Genomic DNA, 18665 nt, shown 5'->3' with positions numbered 1-18665 from the left:
AGAGCCCGGCCTTGGAAACAGGCCGGGCTCTTTGCGTTTCATACGGTACTTTTTCCGTGGTCAGACCCGTTCCAGCGCTACGGCGATGCCCTGGCCGACGCCGATGCACATGGTCGACAGCGAATAGCGCCCACCGGTCTCGTGCAGTTCGAGTGCCGCCGTGCCGGTGACGCGGGCGCCAGACATGCCGAGGGGGTGGCCGAGTGCGATCGCGCCGCCGTTGCGGTTAACGCGCGGGTCGTCGTCGGCAATGCCGAGGTCGCGAAGCGTGGCGAGCCCTTGCGAGGCGAAGGCCTCGTTGAGTTCGATCACGTCGAATTGCGCCTGCGTGAGACCGAGGCGGGCCATCAGCTTCTTCGATGCTGGAGCCGGGCCGAAGCCCATGATGCGCGGCGGTACGCCGGCGGTAGCCCCACCGAGGATGCGGGCGATCGGCCTGAGGCCGTATTTCTTCGCTGCCGCTTCCGAGGCGATGATCAGGGCCGTTGCGCCATCGTTGACGCCGGAGGCGTTGCCGGCGGTCACCGTGCCGCCTTCTTGTCTGAAGGGCGTGCCGAGCTTGGCAAGCACCTCCATCGTCGTCGCGCGCGGGTGCTCGTCGCGATCGACAATAACGGGCTCGCCCTTGCGCTGCGGGATCGTCACCGAAACGATCTCTTTCGCCAGCCGGCCATTGGCCTGCGCAGCCGCTGCCTTTGCCTGGCTGCGCACAGCAAACGCATCCTGGTCTTCGCGGCTGACGTGAAAGTCAGCCGCGACGTTCTCGCCCGTCTCTGGCATCGAATCGACGCCATATTGCTTCTTCATCAGGGGATTGATGAAGCGCCAGCCGATGGTCGTGTCGTAGATTTCGGCGTTGCGGGAGAAGGCGGCATCGGCCTTCGGCATCACGAAGGGCGCGCGTGACATGCTCTCGACGCCACCGGCGATCATCAGCTCGGCTTCGCCCGATTTGATGGCGCGGGCTGCCGTGATGACCGCATCCATGCCGGAGCCGCAAAGCCGGTTGATCGTCGTGCCGGTGACGCCGACCGGCAGGCCGGCCAGGAGCAGTGACATGCGGGCGACGTTGCGGTTGTCCTCGCCCGCCTGGTTGGCACAGCCGAAGATCACGTCGTCGACGGCGTCCCAGTCGACATCGGCATTACGCTCCATCAGGGCGCGAAGTGGGACCGCGCCGAGATCGTCGGCCCTGACCGATGAGAGTGAGCCGCCGAACCGGCCGATCGGGGTGCGGATGTAGTCGCAGATGAAAGCCTCGGCCATCACGCAGCCTCCTTGTCGCCCTGATGCGCCTTCTTGGTGCGAGCGTTGATGTCACGAAGGGTCTTGAGTTCGAGTTCGGACGGGGCCGGCGTCTCGATCACGTGCTCGGCGAACCTGATCGCCCAGCCGCAATTCTCGACGATCTGCTCGCGCGTGACGCCGGGATGGATCGAAACGACGGTCAGTTCCTTGGTTTGCGGATGCGGCTCCAGGATGCAGAGGTCGGTGATGACGCGCGTCGGTCCCTTGGTCTTCATGCCCAACCGTTCGCGGTGGTCGCCACCGTCGCCGTGGCCCATGGAGGTAATGAAGGGCAGCTTCTCGACGAAGCCGCGCCTGGAGAGCGCCATGGTGATGAAGATGCGGCCGCAATTGGAGGCAATCTCCGGAGCGCCGCCACCACCGGGCAGACGCACCTTCGGGTGGTCATAGGGGCCGACGACCGTGGTGTTGAGGTTCGCGAACTTGTCGATCTGGGCGCCACCGAGGAAGCCTGTCGTGATACGCCCGCCCTGCAGCCAGTAGCGGAACATCTCCGGCACCGACACGGTGAAAAGGGCCGTGTCGCAGAGTTCGCCATCGCCGATCGAAAGCGGCAGCACATCCGGCTTGGTGCCGACCGTGCCGCTCTCGTAGATCAGCGTGATATCGGGTGCATGCGTCAGCCGCGCGACGTTGCAGGCGGCCGAGGGCGCGCCGATGCCAACGAAGCAGACGTCGTCGTTGGAGAGCGCCCGGGAAGCGGCGATGGTCATCATTTCGGTGGGGGTAAAATCGCTCATCCTATCCTCCCTCAGGCCGCTTTTGCCGGTTTGTTGCCGGCATGCTTGGCGAAATCTTCCGGCCCGGCGTCGAGCACGTTTTCCTTGATCCAGGCGGTGAAGCTATCGCGGTCGCGGGCGATCTCGTCCCAGCCGATGTAGAAGGCGTTGGAGCGCGGATAGTAACCGTGCGCATAGGACGGGAAGGCGCCACCCGGAACGTGGGCAACCGATGTGACGGCCCAGCTCGGCAGTACGAGGGAATTGGGCGACGGTGGGTTGAGCTCGTCGACGATCTCCTCGACCGTGACGATCGAGCGCTTGGCGGCAAGAACCGCCTCCTTCTGCACGCCGACGATGCCTTCGATCAGCACGTTGCCCTTCCTGTCGGCGCGCTGGGCGTGGATGATCGTGACGTCAGGGCGGATCGCCGGTACGGCCGCAAGCACTTCGCCGGTAAACGGGCAGGTGACCGACTTGATGTTGGGGTTTACCTTCGGCAGGTCGGCGCCGATGTAACCACGCAGCGTCGCAAACGGCAGGTTGGCGGCACCCGCCTCATAGGCGTTGGCCATCGCCGCGTGGGAATGCTCTTCGATCTCCAGCGGCCGCGGCCACTGGTTTTCGACGGCGTCGCGGAAGCGATGCAGCGAGCCGACGCCGGGATTGCCGCCCCAGGAAAACTTCATGCCACGCGCCGCACCCACGCCGATCAGCTGGTCATAGAGAATGTCCGGCGTCATGCGCACCAGATAGAGGTCCTTGCGACCCTGGCGGATCACCTCATGCCCCGCGGCATAGGGGATCAGATGGGTGAAGCCTTCCATGGCGACGGTGTCACCATCCCTGACATTGTCGCCGACAGCCTCGGCGAGCGAAACGATCTTCGCCATGTTTCCTCTCTTGGTCTCAGTGATCTGTTCGTGGCCTTCGTCGCCCCACGGGCAGCCGGCGCCTTGCTCTTCCGGATGCCAATAAGCGCCGATCGAAACGCTCGGTCAAACATTTTGTGCGATATTTGACTTTTGTTCGTATATCGCACAAAATCGTTGGCGATGATTTGGGAGGCAAGGATGCGTGAAACGGACTTCGTCAGCGGCTTTGCGCGCGGGTTGGCAGTGATCGAAGCCTTCGATGAAACCCGGCCGAAACTGTCGATCGCCGAGGCGTCAAAGATTACCGGGCTTGACCGGGCGACGGTGCGCCGGTCGCTGCTGACCCTCTCCGAGCTCGGCTATGCAGACTATGACGGCAAGTTCTTCGCGCTGACGCCGAAGATCCTGCGCCTTGGCCATGCCTATCTCTCGGCAACGCCGCTGCCGACGATCATCCAACCTTATCTCGACCAATTGTCCGACCGCGCCGGGCAGAGCGCCTCGGCCTCGGTCTTGGATGGAACCGAGATCGTCTACATCGCCCGCGCCTCGCAAAAGCGGGTGATGTCGATCAACCTGACGACGGGGTCGCGCCTGCCGGCCTATTGCGCCTCCATGGGGCGGGTATGGCTCGCGGCACTGCCGGAGCATGAGGCACGAGAGATCCTTGCCCGATCGAACCTCAAGGCAAACACGCCCTATACGAAGACCGATCCGGAGGACCTGATCGCCGAGTTTCGCCGTGTGCGCGACCAGGGCTATGCGTTGATTGATCAGGAACTCGAACTCGGTCTCTGTTCGATCGCAGTGCCGCTCGAAAACGACCGCGGCCGGATCGTTGCGGCGCTAAACATCGGCGCGCCGGCAGCCCACGTGGCCGCAGCGGAGATGGTTGAGCGTTACCTGCCGCTGCTCAAGGAAACGCAAGCGGCGCTCCGGCTGGTGCTGAGATAACAACTTTTGAAGCTGCGCTTGACCTTCCGCCGTCGCGCCCTTCTTACTCTCGCTTGGCGAGTGAATTCGGGGGTTGGGGAGGAGAGCATCATGACCGACGACGCGCATCCGCCGGAAACCAAGCTCACGACGACGAAGCGGCGCTGGGCCGCCGATGGCAAGTTCCTGACGGGGCGGATCGTGCGCCCCGAGGACGAGCGCCTTCCGCCCGGGCAACACCTGGTCAAGGACTGGCCGGTGCTCGACCTCGGCCAGCAGCCGATCATCCGGACGGAAAGCTGGCGGCTCGATATCACCGGCCACGTCGAGCATCCGCTGTCGCTCGACTGGGCCACCTTCAAGGCGTTGCCGCAGAGCCACCGTCTCTCCGACATGCATTGCGTGACGACGTGGTCGCGCTACGACAACCGCTGGCAAGGCGTGACCACACGTGATCTGCTCGACCAGGTGATGCCGAAGGCCGAGGCGAGCCATGTCATGCTGACGAGTTATGACGGCTACACCACGAACATGCCGCTTGCGGATTTCGCCTCCGAAGACGCGATCCTTGCGACCGAATGGGAGGGCCAACCGATCGGCCGCACCCATGGCGGACCGATGCGGCTCGTCGTTCCGCATCTTTATCTGTGGAAGAGTGCCAAGTGGCTGACGCGTATCGATTTTCGCGAAGGCGACATGCCCGGCTTCTGGGAGCGGAACGGCTACCACATGCGTGGCGACCCGTGGCGCGAGGAGCGCTATTCGGACGACTGATCGGGGCCTGTGAAGGCTTGACGATCACCGCCCAACGCGTCCGGGTCCAGAAGCGATTGCAGCCCCGCAAGCTGGTAGCGCCAGAAGAGCGAAATGGCCGACTGGATCGATGGGGCGTCGCTGTATTCGCTGAGCGTATCGGCAATGGTGTCCAGCGTTCGAGTGAAGGTTCGCTCGAGCATGAAACCCATCAAAGGCGTCAGGGCCTGCTCGCCGCCCTTGTCGGTCAGGTAGCCGGAAGCCAGCCGCACCATCTCCCGGATCATCAGCTTGCGGACATGGGCGTAGCGCGTGCCGTCAGCGCCGCGAAGCAGGATGAGGACCACGAGCCGCTGTTCGATCCAGAAGGACAGCAGCGCCCCGGCACGTTCGGATCCGGAAGCATCGGCCTGCAGCCAATTGCCGATCGATCGCAGTTCTCGTACACGGGCGCGCAGCAGGCGCAACAATCGCCCGGCGAGCGCCGGTGTCACGATCTCATAAAACAGCGCTTCCTTGTCGGCGACGTACTTGTAGATGTTGCTCGAACTCGTACCCGCCCGTTCCGCCACATCGGTCAGCCGCGCCTTTTCGAACCCTTGCTCGGCAAACACCGCTGCCGCTGCCGTAAGCAGACGCTCGCGCACTTCCTGCTTCAGGCGCTGGGGCATGCGAGCCTTTCTGCAAGCTCGGTGAGCCTTGGTTGCCAGGGGGCAGCTTCTTCCAACTGGAAGGCGAGCGAGAAGAGCAACGCGTCCTCGCCCGTTGCTGCAGCGAAATGGCAGCCGACCGGCAGCCGCTCGCGCGACCAGCAAAGCGGCACCGACATGGCGGGCCATCCGGCAAAGGACGCCACATTGGTGAACCCGGCGAGGCGTTCCGTAAACGCGATGAGTTGGACTGCATCCTCGGTCGGTCCTTGCGTCCCCAGCGGAAAGGCCGTGAAGGGGACGGTGGGCGAAAGCAGCACGTCATAGCCGGAGATCGTCTGATTTGCGCTCGCCTCGGCCCTCTTCGTCGCGCCGATCGCCTCCATGATTGCCGCCTCCGGCAGCCGCCTGGCGCGGCGGACGAGCTCGACCGTGTAGGGCTCGAACAAGGTCTCGTCGAAGGCGCCGCCCATTGCGGCCGCGACCTGGTCGAACAGGCCGGACAGAACGGTCCCGGTCAGATTGAAAAAGGCGCGGCTGGTTTCCTGCGCGTTGACGTCAGGCCCCGCGCATTCGACGACCTCGTGCCCCAAAACCGTGCACAACGTGATCGCTGCGTTGAGCGCGTCCTCGACCGCTTCAGACACGCCGCGCCCGAAAACATCATGGCGATAGACGCCGATGCGCAGCCTCTTCTGCGGGCCGCAGCGCATATCGTCGATCGCAGGCATTGGTCGCGTCAGGTCCTGCCGCTCGGTCGCCGCCAGCCACAAGGCGCTGTCGCGCACGGAACGGCTGACGCAATGGTCGCTGATCAGCCGCGCCGTCGGTATCGCCGGCGGCAGGCCGGCATTCACCGTGCGGTCCCGGCTCGGCTTGAAGCCGAAAAGCCCGCAGAAGGAGGAGGGGCCACGGATCGAGCCGCCGCCGTCGGACGCGTGGGCGATCGGCACCATGCCGGAGGCAACGGCCGCCACCGCGCCGCCGGACGAGCCGCCGGTCGAAAGGGCATAATTCCAGGGGTTGCGCGTCGCGCCATGGGCGAGGGTTTCGGTGGTGCCGAGCAGACCGAACTCCGATGTGGTCGTCTTTCCAAGAACGATCAGACCGGCCTTGTCGATTGCGTCCGTGTAATCCGATCCGCCTTGGGCGAGCTGTCCCTTGAAGAGGCGAGAGCCGAAGCCGGCCGGATGGCCGGGATAGGCAAGCAGATCCTTGAGCAGGGTCGGTACGCCCGGGAACGGCATGTCCGCGTGCGGCCGAAGAGCTCCGGCGCACTTGCGCGCTTGGTCGAAACCCGTGGATGCAAGGGCGTTGACGTGCGGCTCGATCCGCTTGATGCGCCGGATGGCGGCATCGACGAGTTCGAGCGGCGAGGCTTGGCCCGTCGAGACGAGGCGCGCCTGTTCCGTTGCGTCCAGCGCGGAAAAGTCGTCCGTTTCCTGTTGCGAAAATTCGGGATTCGGCGCGCGCATCTGTCCAGATTCCATTGACGATGAAAAGAGAATGATAGATTCTCTTTTCATCGTCAATGGCGGTTGCATCCGCAAGCGACTGATTGCATCTTCCCGTCTCCTGCAATGCTGGTGCAACCCACCCCCCGCAAAGCTCGTGCAACGTTTCAACAAAGGTCGATGCGCCTGGCCATTTTACCCATGTGGATGATCCTCTTCAGCGCGAGCCCGACCCATGCCGAAGAAAAGGCAATGTGGATTGCGGACAATCCGTATCGGACCGTGCAGCCTTTGTACGATCCCTGTCGTGATGGTCGGCTAAGTGATGGAACGCCGCGGACCTGCACCGAGATCAGACGCATGTACCGGCATGGACGAGGCGGCTGGTCCGAGCAGGACCATCGCCTGGATGCATGCAGCAACGGGCGCGTCAGCTTCGGTCGGCCGCGCACATGCCGGGAACTGCTCGAGTGGATGGAGCATCGTTGATGAAGGCAGAGCGCAGAGCCACCGTGTCGAGGCTCGGACAGGTTGTCAGATTAGTGCTTGGGTATCTGTCCTGGCCGCTGGTGTTTTTCGGTGGACTGCTCGGCGCCTACTACGCGTTCGCGAGCGCAGAGCCGATGGTCGGTTTAGTGGGGGTCTATGCGGCTGCCGTCTTCATCCTGTTTCTTCTAGAACGCTACATTCCCTACGAGCGGGGCTGGCTTCAGTCGGATGGCGAAACGGTGAACGATATCGGCCACACGCTGGCGACGAAGGGCCTGCTGCAGGCGGCTGGCCTGATCGCCGCCGTCTTTCCCATGTATGCCGCCAACATCCTGCAGCCGCTCGCAGCGCTCAAGTTTGGTCTCTGGCCATCGGATTGGCCGATGGTGTTTCAGGTGGCTATCGCCGTGGTCGTTGCCGAATTCGGCCTCTATTGGTCGCATCGGATCGCCCACGAAAAGCTGTTCTTCTGGCGGTTTCACGCGCTGCATCACAGCGTCGTTCGGCTCTGGGTCATCAATACCGGCCGCTTCCACGTGGCCGATTCGCTGTTCAAGATCGCCATGAGCCAGATCCCGCTCTATTGCCTGGGCGCTCCGTTGCACGTTTTCTGGTGGCTCGGCGCGGTCACGGCCTTCATGGGCATTCTTACCCATTGCAACGTCGATATGCGCACCGGCCCCTTCGACTATCTCTTCAGCACGCCGCGGCTGCACCGCTGGCATCACTCGAAGGATCTTCGCGAGGGCAACATGAACTACGGCGAGAACGTCGTGGTCTGGGACCTTTTGTTCGGCACATACTACAACCCTGACCGTCCGTCCTCCACTAACATCGGCATCAAGGGCCAGATAGCCCGAGGCTTCCTGGCACAACTGGCGCAGCCCTTCACCAAGAACGGCGTTCGCGAAATCCTCGGCCTCCCGAAGAAAAGCTCATGAAAATGCGACAGCATGCCCGGTGTTGAACCGGGCATGCTGCGCAACAACTAGGCCGCAAAGGCCGGCTTGCGTGCGCCGATCCTTAAGACGTAGTAGATCGCCCCGCCGATGGCGACGCCGAAGAACCAGCCATAGATTCCCCACCAGGCGGGCAGGATGTTGGTGAAGGTCGGCAGGATCGAGGAGAACAGCGCGCCGATGGCAAAGGCGATAAAGGCGCTGCCGTGCCAGCCGCCCTGGAAGCGGAACTCGCCGTCCTCGTGATAGAGTGCTTCGACATTCAGCTGGCCGCGGCGGATCAAATAATAATCCACCATCATCACCCCGAAGATCGGCCCCATCGTCGAGCCGATGAAGTTGACGAAATGCGCAGCCCCCGTTTCCCAAGGGGCGAACGGATAGAGGATGAGCGCAATCAGCGCCGCAATGTAGCCGCCGCGCTTGAAGTTGATCTGCCGCGGAAAGACGTTGGCAAAGTCGAAGGCCGGCGACACGAAGTTCGCCACCACGTTGATGCCGAGCGTCGCGACGGCGAAGGTAAGGGCTGCAAGCAGCGCCAGGAACCAGCTGTCGAATTTCGCCGAAATCTGGTCCGGATGCAGCAGCACTTCGCCATAGACGGCAAAGGCGGCGGTCGTCGTCACGCCGGCGACCAGGCAGAAGGCGAGCAGGTTGATCGGCAGGCCCCAGAGATTGCCCTTGCGTAGCGTCTTCACGTCGGTTGCATAGCGCGAGAAGTCGCAGAAGTTCAGATAGAGCGCTGCGAAGTAGGTGATCCAGGTGGCGGCGACCGCGGCCAGCGCCGGGAAGCTGCCGGGCTCCCACGGAACGCCTGCGTCCTTGGTCTTTTCGACGAGCACGTCGCGCGGGATTTCCGAACCGAAGGAGAACGTCCCTGATTTGACGATCAGGTAGACGGCAAGGATCAGCATCATGATCCAGACGGCCGGGCCTGCCCAATCCTGGAATTTGCGAACGGTCTCCATGCCGCGCTGGATGATAAGCAATTGCAGCGACCAGACGACGACGTAGCAGATGACCTCAAGCGTCGAGTGGCCGAGCATGTGGCTGTTTTGATGGAAGGCCAGCATGCTTTCGTTGCGAATGAGAAGCGCCACGATCGCGCCGGAGGCAGCCGCTGTCTGGGCGCCGTACCAGAAACAGGCGACGACGGCGCGCACCAGCGCCGGAACGTTGGCGCCGAAGGTACCGAAAGAGGCGCGGGCGAGAACGGGGAAGGGCACGCCGGTGCGTACGCCCGCATTGCCGACAAGGCTCATCAGGAAGAAGATCACCAGCGAGCCGATGCCGATCGCGATGACGAAGTTTATGAAGCTGCCGCAGAGCAGGAACAGGCTTGCTGCGAGGTAGTATCCCCACAGGCTATGCACGTCGGATGTCCACACATTGAAGATGCTGAAAGCGCCCCACCGGCGCTCCTCGGCCGGTGCCAGATCCTCGTTGTACAACGAGGGCGACGGATCGCGTACTGCCATGTCTTCCTCCGTATTTCCTCCGGATCCCCCTCGGGCCCGATCTTGATTCTGCTCCCGTTTTGAGTCGTTGCAAAAAGCTTTTTGGATCGTCGAGGTGGGGGATGCAGTGGCACCGAACGTGACCAAGCGGCCTCGCAGAACTGCGATCGGCAGCCGCGAAAGGTCGCGTATATCCCATTGACATATCCTGTGGCTGAAACCATCTTGGATATATTCAAGGTATATCCCGGAGGCGACAATGTCGGAACAGGGCGCAGTTTTTCTCACCAATCGTAGTCAGGCGATCCGGCTGCCGAGGGCCGTAGCGCTTCCGGAGGACGTCAAACGCGTCGATATCGTGGCGGTGGGGCGAACGCGCATCATTACACCCGCAGGCGAGGCCTGGGACAGTTGGTTCGACGGCGAGCTCGTCACAGCCGATTTCATGGTGCAGAGAGAGCAGCCGGAGGCCCAGGAACGCGAGCCACTCTGATGTTGAAATACATGCTCGACACCAATATCTGCATCTACACGGTCAGGAACCGGCCGCAGCAGGTTCGTGAGGCGTTCAACAGGCATCACGGCCAACTGTGCATCAGCTCGGTCAGCCTGATGGAGTTGATCTGCGGCGCGGAAAGATCCGCAATGCCCGAGCGCAACCTATCGGTCATAGAGGGGTTTGCCGCGCGTCTTGAGGTTCTCAACTACGATCAGGCGGCAGCCAGCCATACCGGACAGTTGCGCGCCGAACTCGCCCGCAGTGGCACGCCGATAGGGCCTTACGATCAGTTGATCGCGGGTCATGCACGGTCTCAAGGCTTGATCCTCGTGACCAACAACCGGCGGGAGTTCGATCGTGTGCCCGGCTTGCGAGTCGAGGACTGGACCGCGGCGCCCTGATCCCGCCTTCCTACGCACCGAGCCTGTCTCGTTCCGCAAGCCGCCAGGCGCGGGGCGTCACGCCCGTCTGGCGCAGGAAAAAGCGGGAGAAATAGGCGGGGTCGGCGAAGCCGAGGCGGAAGCTGATTTCCTGGACGCTGGCGCGGGTGAAAACGAGTTCGCGCTTTGCTTCACCGACGAGCTTTCGCGAGATCATTTCGTGGGCGCTGAGGCCAACGACGGCGCGCGTGATCCGGTTGAGATGGGTTTGCGACAGGCCAAGTTCGCGGGCATAGGCGGCGGCCGGCCAATGCGAGCGGAGATGCTGCTGCAAAAGCGCCTGGAAGCGCTGGACCCGCCGCTCGTTTTCACTCTGGCTGCTGTCATCCCGGTCGTCGCTCGTCTCGTCGAGACGGGCCGTCAGCGTCAGCGCGGCGGTCAGGTAGGCGTCCAGAAGATCGGCGCGGTTGCCGCGGCTGGTTTCCCATTCCCTGGCAAGACGTGTGAGGGTTGCTGCGATGTAGGCAGCATCTTCGCCGCCGTCGAGCCGGATCAGGTGCGGGACGGCGAGCCAGGCGCCAAGGCGGCTGCGCTCGCCGGGCGTTGTCTTCAAGTGCGAAGCAAGGATGGTGAAGACGAAGCCGTCGATGTCGCGCGAGAAGCGGAAGCCGTGGCTGAGCGCCGGCGGAACGGTAATGACCATCGGCGGTTCGATCATGTTGACCGCATTGCCAAAGACCGCATCGCCGGAGCCGCCGGCAATGTACAAGATCTGAAAGAAGCTCTCGTGCCGGTGCAGCCCGATCTCCCAGTGGTAGAGGCTGCTTCGTGACGGAATAGTCTCGCAATGCAGCCAGAAATCCGGCCGTTCTCCGGTCTTTTCGCCGTAGAGTTCGTAGGTCGGAACCGTCTTCTTCATGCCGCACATCCTGAAGCCATGTTCGATTTGTGCAATTTCATGGCGGATTTGTCCATTGAGAGCGAAGCCGGCCCGGCGCAGATTTTGCCAAAAGACAATTCTGACAAAGAGCAATTCCGGAGGAGAGCATGCGCACCAAGGTGGTCATCATCGGGTCGGGCCCGTCAGGTCTTCTGCTCGGGCAGTTGCTGACGGAAGGGGGCATCGACAATGTCATTGTCGACCGTGTCAGCAAGGACTACATCCTCGGGCGCGTGCGCGCCGGCGTGCTGGAGGAAGGCACGGTCGGCCTGATGGATCGCGCTCAAGCCGGGGCGCGCATGCATCAGGAGGGCCTGCCGCATGACGGCTTCTCGCTCGCCTTCGATGGCCGCGATCACCGCATCGATCTCAGGCAACTGACCGGGGGCAAGCGCGTCATGGTTTATGGCCAGACGGAGCTGACGCGCGACCTGATGGAGCATCGCGAGCGCTCAGGGGCTGTCACGATCTACGAGGCGGCCAATGTCCAACCGCATGATTTCGACGGTCATCTGCCCTATGTGACCTTCGAGAAGGATGGCACGGCGCAGCGCATCGACTGCGACTTCATCGCCGGCTGCGACGGCTTTCACGGGATCAGCCGCAAGTCGGTACCGGAAAAGGCGCTCAAGACCTTCGAGAAGGTCTATCCCTTCGGTTGGCTCGGCATTCTCGCCGACGTGCCGCCGGTCGACCACGAACTGATCTATGCCAACCATCCGCGCGGTTTCGCGCTTTGCTCGATGCGTTCGACGACGCGCAGCCGCTACTACATCCAGTGCGCGGTGAGCGAAAAGATCGAGGATTGGTCCGACACGCGCTTCTGGGACGAACTTCGCCGGCGGCTGCCGTCGCATCATGCCGAAGCAATGGTAACGGGACCGTCCTTTGAAAAATCAATCGCGCCGCTGCGCTCTTTCGTTGCCGAGCCGATGCGTTTCGGCCGGCTGTTCCTGGTCGGCGATGCCGCCCATATCGTGCCGCCAACCGGCGCGAAGGGTCTGAACCTTGCCGCCAGCGACGTGCATTATCTCTTCGAGGGGCTGCGCGAACACTACCAGGATCGCTCGAATGCCGGCATCGACGCCTATTCGGCGCGGGCGCTGGCGCGTGTCTGGAAGGCCGTGCGCTTCTCCTGGTGGATGACGACGATGCTGCACCGTTTTCCGGATACCGGCGATTTCGACCAGCGCATCCAGGAAGCCGAACTCGACTACCTCACCCATTCGGTGGCGGCAGAAACGGCGCTGGCGGAGAACTATGTCGGCTTGCCTTACTGAGCGGCGGCGGTGCGGTCGGCCCATTCGCCTCTAAGCATGCCATAGATCGCTGTGTCCCACCTGGCATCTCCGACCTTGGCGGAGGAGCGTCTGACGCCTTCCTCGTAAAAGCCGAGGCTTCGGTAGGTGCGGATCGCCGCCTCGTTGAACGTGTAGACGTTGAGCTCCAGCCGCTCGAAGGCGGGGTCGGCGAAAAAGCGGCGGGTGACTTCGCTGAGGAAAGGCTGGGCGAGGCCCTGGCCGCGCATGCGTGGATTGATGGCAACCCGGGCGAGGCGGCCGACGCCGTTTGCCCAGTCGAGCGCTACCTGCGCATGGCCGGCAAGCTTGCCGTCGGCGACGCCTGCAAACATCAAGCGCTCAGGTTCGGCACCCTTGGTTCCGACGAGCATCGCTTCGAGCTGTGCCGCTTGCAGCGGAAAGGAGAGGCCGGGGCCGCCCCATTGCACCAGCGCCTCCAGGCTTGAAAACCAGTCGAGCATCTCGGGGATATGCGCTTCGGAAAATGCGTCAACAAGGAGGGGAGCGGTCGGCATGGTTCACCATTTTGTCGGGGCCGCAAATCTCGGCTGTGGGGCGGGGCTTGTAAAGCCGCGAAATCCCACGGGCCGCCGACAGGGCCTCAGTTCGCTTCCATCGCCAGCCGCATATCCTGGACCGTGGCGCGGGTCGCCTCGACATAGGCGTCGACCAGATGGCGGTTTCTCGTTTCGCGGAGCCAGCAGAGGCTGAGATCCGACGCAATGCTGGGGAGAAACGGCTTGATTGTCAGCCGGTCGCGCTGGCCAAAGGCGAACACCGGATCGACGATGGCGATCCCCAGTCCGTTGGCGACCATTTCGCATACCGCCGGCGCAAGGGTCGCATCCATGATGTAGTTCAACCGCGTGCCATAGACATCGAGCGTGCTTTCGATCTTTTGCCGGATGCGGTTGTCCGCGGCAAAGCCGATATAGGGCTCGCCGTGGATGTCGGCGGGCACGATCTCCTGTTTCGCAGCGAAGCGATGGTCGCGCGGCGCAATGCAGACGAGGTCTCCGCCGCGCAAGGGAACGCACTCGATGTAGGGGTTGTCCGTATTGCGGTTGATGAGGCCGATATCGACCTGCTTGGAAAGCAGCCACTCGACGATGAACTGCGAACTGCGGATCACCACCGAGATGTAGGCGTCGCCGTGCCCCGCAAGAAAGCGCTTGTTGGTGTCGCTGATGAAGAGGCCGGAAAGCGCCGGCATCACACCGACCGAGATCTGCCCCAGTTCCTCGCGCCGGATCAGGTCGACGGCGCGCTCGATCTGCTTGATGCCGGCGAAGACACGATCGATCTCCTTGTAGAGCCGCATGCCATGCTCCGAAGGAATGAGCCGCCCCTTGATGCGGTCGAAGAGTTCAAGCTCCGTATCTTCTTCCAGATGCGCCAGGAGCTTGCTCACGGCAGGTTGCGAGATATGCAGCACTTCCGCGGCACGGCTGACCGTGCCGCATTCGATCACGGCTTTAAGAGCCTCGATTTGTCGCAGGTTCGGTGCGCGCTTCATTTCATAACTTCATTCGGGGCAAACTTGCCCATACCCTAGCTTTGCGCGCGGAGGTTGACAATCCGGCCGACCAAGACCCCCGCAAAATATCGCCGTTTGCCGTGCCGGCTTAAATTCTGGGCTATAACCTTTTGGAATGGATGCAGGCTCAAAAACAATTAGACGGACCAAATTTGCTGCGCCAATCTTTATGCAGGCTGCAACTGGATCGATCCGGCTGCGCGATCGGCGACGGGATCAGAAGCGCGTATGCGCGCTCTGGCGCCATCAAGTCACGCTGGGAGGCGAGAGGAGAAACAAATGATTATCGGGCAGAAGATCAATCGCAGGAACGCGCTCAAGCTGTTGGGGGCAGGCGGTGCAACGGTGCTCACCGCGCCTTACCTCATCCGGTCGGCGCGTGCTGAGAGCTCGGTTCTCAACATCACCACCTATGACAAGTTCCTGCCGCAGGATTTCATCGAGCAGTTCCAGAAGGACACAGGCATCGAGGTTCGCATCCGCCTGACGGACGACCAGGGCAAGCAGTACAATCTCTTGACGGCGGAAGGCGCAAACCCGACCACGGACATCGTGACGGTCGCCGGCCACCGCTACGGCCAGTTCATCGGCTCCAAGCTGGTGCAGGCGCTGGATACGGCAAAGCTGCGTAATTGGGCGAACCTCAACCCCGCCTATCAGGACGCCGCCTGGGCGCGCTTCGAGGGCAACCTTTGGGGATTGCCGATCCTTGCCGGCTACGAAGGCCTCGTGCGCAACACCGACTACGTGTCGGAGGCCGACAGCTGGGGCATCATGTTCGACGAGAAGTACGAAGGCCTGACCGCCTATATGGCGGGCGACTTCATGTCGATCACCATGAAGTATCTGGGCCATGACGGCGACTTCGTCACCTACACCGACAAGGTCGAGGAGGCCCAGAAGGCCGCCAGCCAAGCGCGCGACCACCTGATCAAGCACAAGCACATGGTTCGCAAATACTACGATGCGGCCAGCGAAGTGCAGCAGATGTTCATCAACGAGGACATCCATCTGGCGCAGGCCTGGTCGGGCCCGGCTGCCAAGCTGATCATGGACGGCGTGCCGGTCAAGCTCTCCGTGCCGAAGGAAGGCACCTACGGCTTCTGCTACACGCTGAACATCGTCAACAACGCGCCGAACGCCGAGAACGCCTACAAGCTGTTCGACGCGATCCTGGCGAACCCCGAGGTCGGGGCGGCGATGACGCGCACCTCCGGCTTCAGCTCGACGATATCGGGTGTCGACAAGCTGCTCGACGAGAGGGAGCGGCTGGCATCGACCCTGCCGCAGGACGAGCTCGAGCGCGTCACCTTCTTCAGCTCGCTCAACCGCTCGATGAAGAACGAGATCATCGATCGCGCCGTCGCCGAACTGAAAGCGGCCTAAGCAATCGCATTGCGATGACTGACTGACTGACCTCGCCGTGGCGGCGGGGTCAGAACGGTGACGCATGTTCTGCCAACGCCCGTCGGGTCGCGGACAAGCTTTGGGATAATTCAATGGCCGTGGGAACACATACGGCAGGTGGCGGTCTCCCCGTCCGTGCTGCGCACATGAAATACTCGACCGGTGTCGCGAGGGTGATCAACTCACTGCTCTATCGCTACACCTTGGGCGCCGTTGCCGAGTGGCGATACGGACGCATCCTGCTTTTGGCCGGCGTGCCGGTCGTCTGGATGCTGATGATGCATATCGGCCCCATCTACGAGATGCTGCGCATCAGCCTCCTGTCCAGCTATCCGCCGCAGCCGGGCGTCGAGGCCGAATTCACGTTCGACAACTACGCGCTCTTCTTCAGTGAAAAGCTCTACTGGATGCCGCTGCTGCGCAGCTTCATCTATGCCTCCATCGCAACCGCCGTCACCCTGGTCGTGGTCTATCCGGTCGCCTATTACGTGGCGAAGGTGGTTGCGACCGGCAACAGGTCACGGGCGCTGCTCCTGCTCTTGGCCCCGTTCTGGGCGGGTGAAATCATCCGTATCTTCTCGGTGATCATGCTTCTCGCCAATCGCGGTGCCGTTAACGTGCTGCTCAGGGAAATCGGGCTGACCGAGCGTCCGATCCAGATGCTCTACACCTCGTTTTCGATCAGCTTCGGCCTCGTCTACATGGTCTGCCTTTACATGCTGCTGCCGCTCTATTCGGCGATCGAGAAGATCCCGAAGTCGCTGCTCGATGCCTCAGCCGATCTCGGGGCAGGGCCGTTCACGCGCTTCCGCCGCATCATCCTGCCGCTTTCGCGCGACGGCATCGTGTCGGGATGCTCGCTGGTCTTCCTCACCTGCATGGGCGTGTTTGCCGCTCCCATTCTGCTCGGCGGGCCGACCACCAGCATGTTCTCCGAGACGATCAGCAGTTTCTTCCACGGCGCCAGCAGCCGTTGGCCGGCCGGTGCCGCCTTCGCGATGATCATGCTTGCCGCATCCCTCGTCACCGTCGGTCTGTTCATGCGGGTCGTCGGCGGCTCGAAGCAAAGGACATTCTGATGCGCGCCCTGTTTCACGATTGGCCCGGGCTGGCCCTCAAGTCCTTCTACTGGCTGTTTGTCCTGTACCTGTTTCTGCCGTTGTCGCTGATGGTGGCGGTCAGCTTCAAGGACGCGAGCTTCATTTCGTTTCCGCTCGGAAACCTGACGATCGACTGGTACGCCAAGGTCATAAAGGACAAGCAGTTCCTGGACGCCTGCCTCTACACAATCATGATCGCCGCGGCGACGACGGCCATTGCAACGGTGATCGGTGTCTGGATCGCGATGCTGATCGGGTCGCTGCGCGGGGCCGCTCAATACGTGGCCTTTGCGGTGGCCTGCCTGCCGGCCGTGGTGCCGGGCATGATCTCGGCGATTTCGCTGCGCATCTTCATCACCACCATCGACCTGCCGACGGGCACGGTCGCCATCATCCTCGGCCACGTCGTCCACGCCGTGCCTTTCGTGGTGGTCATGGTGCTGACGCGGCTGCGCTCGATGCCGGGCAATCTGGTCGATGCCGCGCGCGATCTCGGTGCCGACAGCATCGTCACCTTCTTCCGCGTCACGCTTCCCTATCTGGGACCGGCCATCTTCGGCGGCATGATCTTCTGCCTGCTGCTGTCGAGCGACGACTTCGTCCGCACCTTCTTCCTCGGCGGCTATCGCCCGACGCTGCCGATGCTGATCTTCGCTCGGGTGCAGTCCGGCATGTCTCCGGAGATCAACGTCATGGCGACGCTCGTCCTGGTCGTGACCGCCGTGGTCGGGCTCTACGCAGAATATCTCACACGTCGTTCGAGGATCCGCTGATGCAACCGGTTGTTCAGTTCGAAAATATCCGCAAGAGCTTCGGCAGCTTTGTCGCCGTCGATAATCTCAATCTCAACATCGAGCGCGGCAAGTTCGTCACCCTGCTCGGCCCCTCCGGCTGCGGCAAGTCGACAACGCTACGCATGCTGGGCGGGTTCGAAACGCCGACGGAGGGCCGCATCCTGCTCTCCGGCCGCGACGTGACAATGGTTCCGCCGAACCGGCGCAACGTCAACATCGTGTTCCAGGATTACGCGCTGTTCCCGCACATGTCGGTCGCGAAGAACATCGCCTTCGGCCTGGAGTTGAAGGGCGTCGACAACCGCCAGATCCAGAGGCGCGTATCGGAGCTTCTGGAGCTCGTGCAGCTGCAGGATTTTGCCGGCCGCCTTCCGTCCGAGCTGTCGGGCGGCCAGCGTCAGCGTGTCGCGCTGATGCGCGCCTTGGCGCCCGATCCCGACGTTCTGCTTCTGGACGAGCCGCTTTCCGCCCTCGACGCCAAGCTTCGCCAGACGATGCAGATCGAGCTCAAGGCGATCCAGGAACAGACCGGCAAGACCTTCATGTTCGTGACCCACGACCAGGAAGAGGCGCTCACCATGTCGGATACGATCGTGGTCATGAACAATGGCCGGATCGAGCAGATGGGCGATCCGGCGACCCTCTACAAGCGCCCCGGCTCCGCCTTCGTGGCGACCTTCCTCGGCGAAACCAACCTGTTGCATTCCGACGTCGTCGGTACTGACGCCGGCGAAGCGGCGGTGCGGTGGAACGGCATGACGATCAAGGCGTCCGCCGGCGCGCTCTCGCCCAAGGCCGGCGACGCGATCTACGTCGTCCTGCGGCCGGAAGCGATCCAATGTTCGGCGCAGGAACCGGGTGTCGCCAACCGGGTAAAGGGGCGCATCCGCCAGCGCGTTTTCAAAGGCAACCACACATCGCTCAAGGTCGAGATCGGCGAGGGGCATCTGCTCAACGCACTCGTCCATCCAAGCGAGGTGGAAGGCTTGAGCCGCGACGACATCTGGGTCGGCTGGTCGTCCGAAGCGACGACGCTCATCCCCGCCCGCAACGCGGCTTAGCCGCAACACCCTCGACGGCGGGCGCCCAGCTGCGCCCGTTACCCGATAT

19 protein-coding genes are annotated in these 18665 nt (G+C 62.7%); 10 read left to right on the top strand and 9 right to left on the bottom strand.

Annotated elements, in window-relative coordinates:
- Positions 1–60: 60 nt before the first annotated feature.
- The 3 genes from pcaF to FA04_RS25805 are packed head-to-tail and all read right to left on the bottom strand — an operon-like array spanning position 61 to position 2920.
- The gene (pcaF, locus tag FA04_RS25815; protein WP_034805843.1) at positions 61–1266 is read right to left on the bottom strand and encodes a 3-oxoadipyl-CoA thiolase; all 1206 of its coding nucleotides are present in this window, start codon (positions 1264–1266) and stop codon (positions 61–63) included.
- Positions 1266–2048 carry a CoA-transferase subunit beta gene (locus tag FA04_RS25810; RefSeq protein ID WP_034805846.1) on the bottom strand — a complete coding sequence of 261 codons (783 nt, stop codon included), beginning with the start codon at positions 2046–2048 and terminating at the stop codon, positions 1266–1268. Before FA04_RS25810 ends, pcaF begins: the two co-directional genes overlap by 1 nt.
- 11 nt (positions 2049–2059) lie before the next feature.
- Positions 2060–2920: a CoA transferase subunit A gene (locus FA04_RS25805; RefSeq protein WP_034805849.1), complete on the bottom strand. Its 861-nt coding sequence runs from the start codon at positions 2918–2920 to the stop codon at positions 2060–2062.
- A gap of 180 nt (positions 2921–3100) precedes the next feature.
- On the opposite strand from FA04_RS25805, the gene FA04_RS25800 reads away from it, so the two are divergent.
- Positions 3101–3856: an IclR family transcriptional regulator gene (locus tag FA04_RS25800; protein ID WP_034805852.1), complete on the top strand. Its 756-nt coding sequence runs from the start codon at positions 3101–3103 to the stop codon at positions 3854–3856.
- A gap of 90 nt (positions 3857–3946) precedes the next feature.
- Positions 3947–4609 (top strand): sulfite oxidase-like oxidoreductase, encoded by a 663-nt coding sequence (locus tag FA04_RS25795; protein ID WP_034805855.1) that lies wholly within the window; start codon positions 3947–3949, stop codon positions 4607–4609.
- On the opposite strand, the gene FA04_RS25790 is transcribed toward FA04_RS25795, so the two are convergent.
- Positions 4594–5259 carry a TetR/AcrR family transcriptional regulator gene (locus FA04_RS25790; RefSeq protein ID WP_051659713.1) on the bottom strand — a complete coding sequence of 222 codons (666 nt, stop codon included), beginning with the start codon at positions 5257–5259 and terminating at the stop codon, positions 4594–4596. The genes FA04_RS25795 and FA04_RS25790 overlap by 16 nt on opposite strands.
- Positions 5244–6713, bottom strand: a complete 1470-nt coding sequence (locus tag FA04_RS25785; protein WP_051659721.1) for an amidase — start codon at positions 6711–6713, stop codon at positions 5244–5246. Before FA04_RS25785 ends, FA04_RS25790 begins: the two co-directional genes overlap by 16 nt.
- A 467-nt stretch (positions 6714–7180) precedes the next feature.
- Between FA04_RS25785 and olsE the strand changes: the two genes are divergently transcribed.
- On the top strand, positions 7181–8122 hold the full coding sequence (gene olsE / locus FA04_RS25780; RefSeq protein WP_051659714.1) for an ornithine lipid hydroxylase OlsE: 942 nt from the start codon (positions 7181–7183) through the stop codon (positions 8120–8122).
- A gap of 47 nt (positions 8123–8169) precedes the next feature.
- Here the strand turns inward: olsE and FA04_RS25775 are convergent, their stop codons facing one another.
- Complete coding sequence (locus FA04_RS25775) at positions 8170–9618, bottom strand: NCS1 family nucleobase:cation symporter-1 (protein WP_034805858.1); 1449 nt, start codon at positions 9616–9618, stop codon at positions 8170–8172.
- 238 nt (positions 9619–9856) lie between these two features.
- On the opposite strand from FA04_RS25775, the gene vapB reads away from it, so the two are divergent.
- On the top strand, positions 9857–10090 hold the full coding sequence (vapB, locus tag FA04_RS25770; protein ID WP_034805861.1) for a type II toxin-antitoxin system VapB family antitoxin: 234 nt from the start codon (positions 9857–9859) through the stop codon (positions 10088–10090).
- The gene (vapC, locus tag FA04_RS25765) at positions 10090–10497 is read left to right on the top strand and encodes a type II toxin-antitoxin system tRNA(fMet)-specific endonuclease VapC (RefSeq protein WP_034805864.1); all 408 of its coding nucleotides are present in this window, start codon (positions 10090–10092) and stop codon (positions 10495–10497) included. The genes vapB and vapC overlap by 1 nt, the downstream gene beginning before the upstream one ends.
- Before the next feature lie 10 nt (positions 10498–10507).
- Here vapC and FA04_RS25760 read toward each other — a convergent pair whose 3' ends face one another.
- Entirely contained in the window at positions 10508–11395 is an 888-nt protein-coding gene (locus FA04_RS25760; protein ID WP_034805997.1) for a helix-turn-helix domain-containing protein, read from the bottom strand.
- Between the two features lie 128 nt (positions 11396–11523).
- Here FA04_RS25760 and pobA point away from each other — a divergent pair, with 128 nt between their 5' ends.
- Positions 11524–12696, top strand: coding sequence for a 4-hydroxybenzoate 3-monooxygenase (gene pobA / locus FA04_RS25755; RefSeq protein WP_034805867.1), 1173 nt, complete (start codon positions 11524–11526; stop codon positions 12694–12696).
- Here the strand turns inward: pobA and FA04_RS25750 are convergent.
- The gene (locus FA04_RS25750) at positions 12690–13232 is read right to left on the bottom strand and encodes a GNAT family N-acetyltransferase (RefSeq protein WP_034805871.1); all 543 of its coding nucleotides are present in this window, start codon (positions 13230–13232) and stop codon (positions 12690–12692) included. The genes pobA and FA04_RS25750 overlap by 7 nt on opposite strands.
- Positions 13233–13318: 86 nt before the next feature.
- Positions 13319–14233 carry a LysR substrate-binding domain-containing protein gene (locus tag FA04_RS25745; RefSeq protein ID WP_034805874.1) on the bottom strand — a complete coding sequence of 305 codons (915 nt, stop codon included), beginning with the start codon at positions 14231–14233 and terminating at the stop codon, positions 13319–13321.
- Between the two features lie 300 nt (positions 14234–14533).
- Here FA04_RS25745 and FA04_RS25740 point away from each other — a divergent pair, with 300 nt between their 5' ends.
- From FA04_RS25740 to FA04_RS25725, 4 genes are all read left to right on the top strand, one after another.
- Complete coding sequence (locus FA04_RS25740; protein WP_034805879.1) at positions 14534–15640, top strand: extracellular solute-binding protein; 1107 nt, start codon at positions 14534–14536, stop codon at positions 15638–15640.
- Between the two features lie 113 nt (positions 15641–15753).
- Complete coding sequence (locus FA04_RS25735) at positions 15754–16740, top strand: ABC transporter permease (RefSeq protein ID WP_051659715.1); 987 nt, start codon at positions 15754–15756, stop codon at positions 16738–16740.
- Positions 16740–17534, top strand: a complete 795-nt coding sequence (locus FA04_RS25730; RefSeq protein WP_034805885.1) for an ABC transporter permease — start codon at positions 16740–16742, stop codon at positions 17532–17534. Before FA04_RS25735 ends, FA04_RS25730 begins: the two co-directional genes overlap by 1 nt.
- Positions 17534–18616: an ABC transporter ATP-binding protein gene (locus FA04_RS25725; RefSeq protein ID WP_034805888.1), complete on the top strand. Its 1083-nt coding sequence runs from the start codon at positions 17534–17536 to the stop codon at positions 18614–18616. The genes FA04_RS25730 and FA04_RS25725 overlap by 1 nt, the downstream gene beginning before the upstream one ends.
- Positions 18617–18665 lie beyond the last annotated feature (49 nt).

The sequence above is a fragment of the Ensifer adhaerens genome (assembly GCF_000697965.2).
Classification (GTDB): Bacteria; Pseudomonadota; Alphaproteobacteria; order Rhizobiales; family Rhizobiaceae; genus Ensifer; species Ensifer adhaerens.
This window is presented reverse-complemented; position numbering and strand designations above follow the sequence as displayed.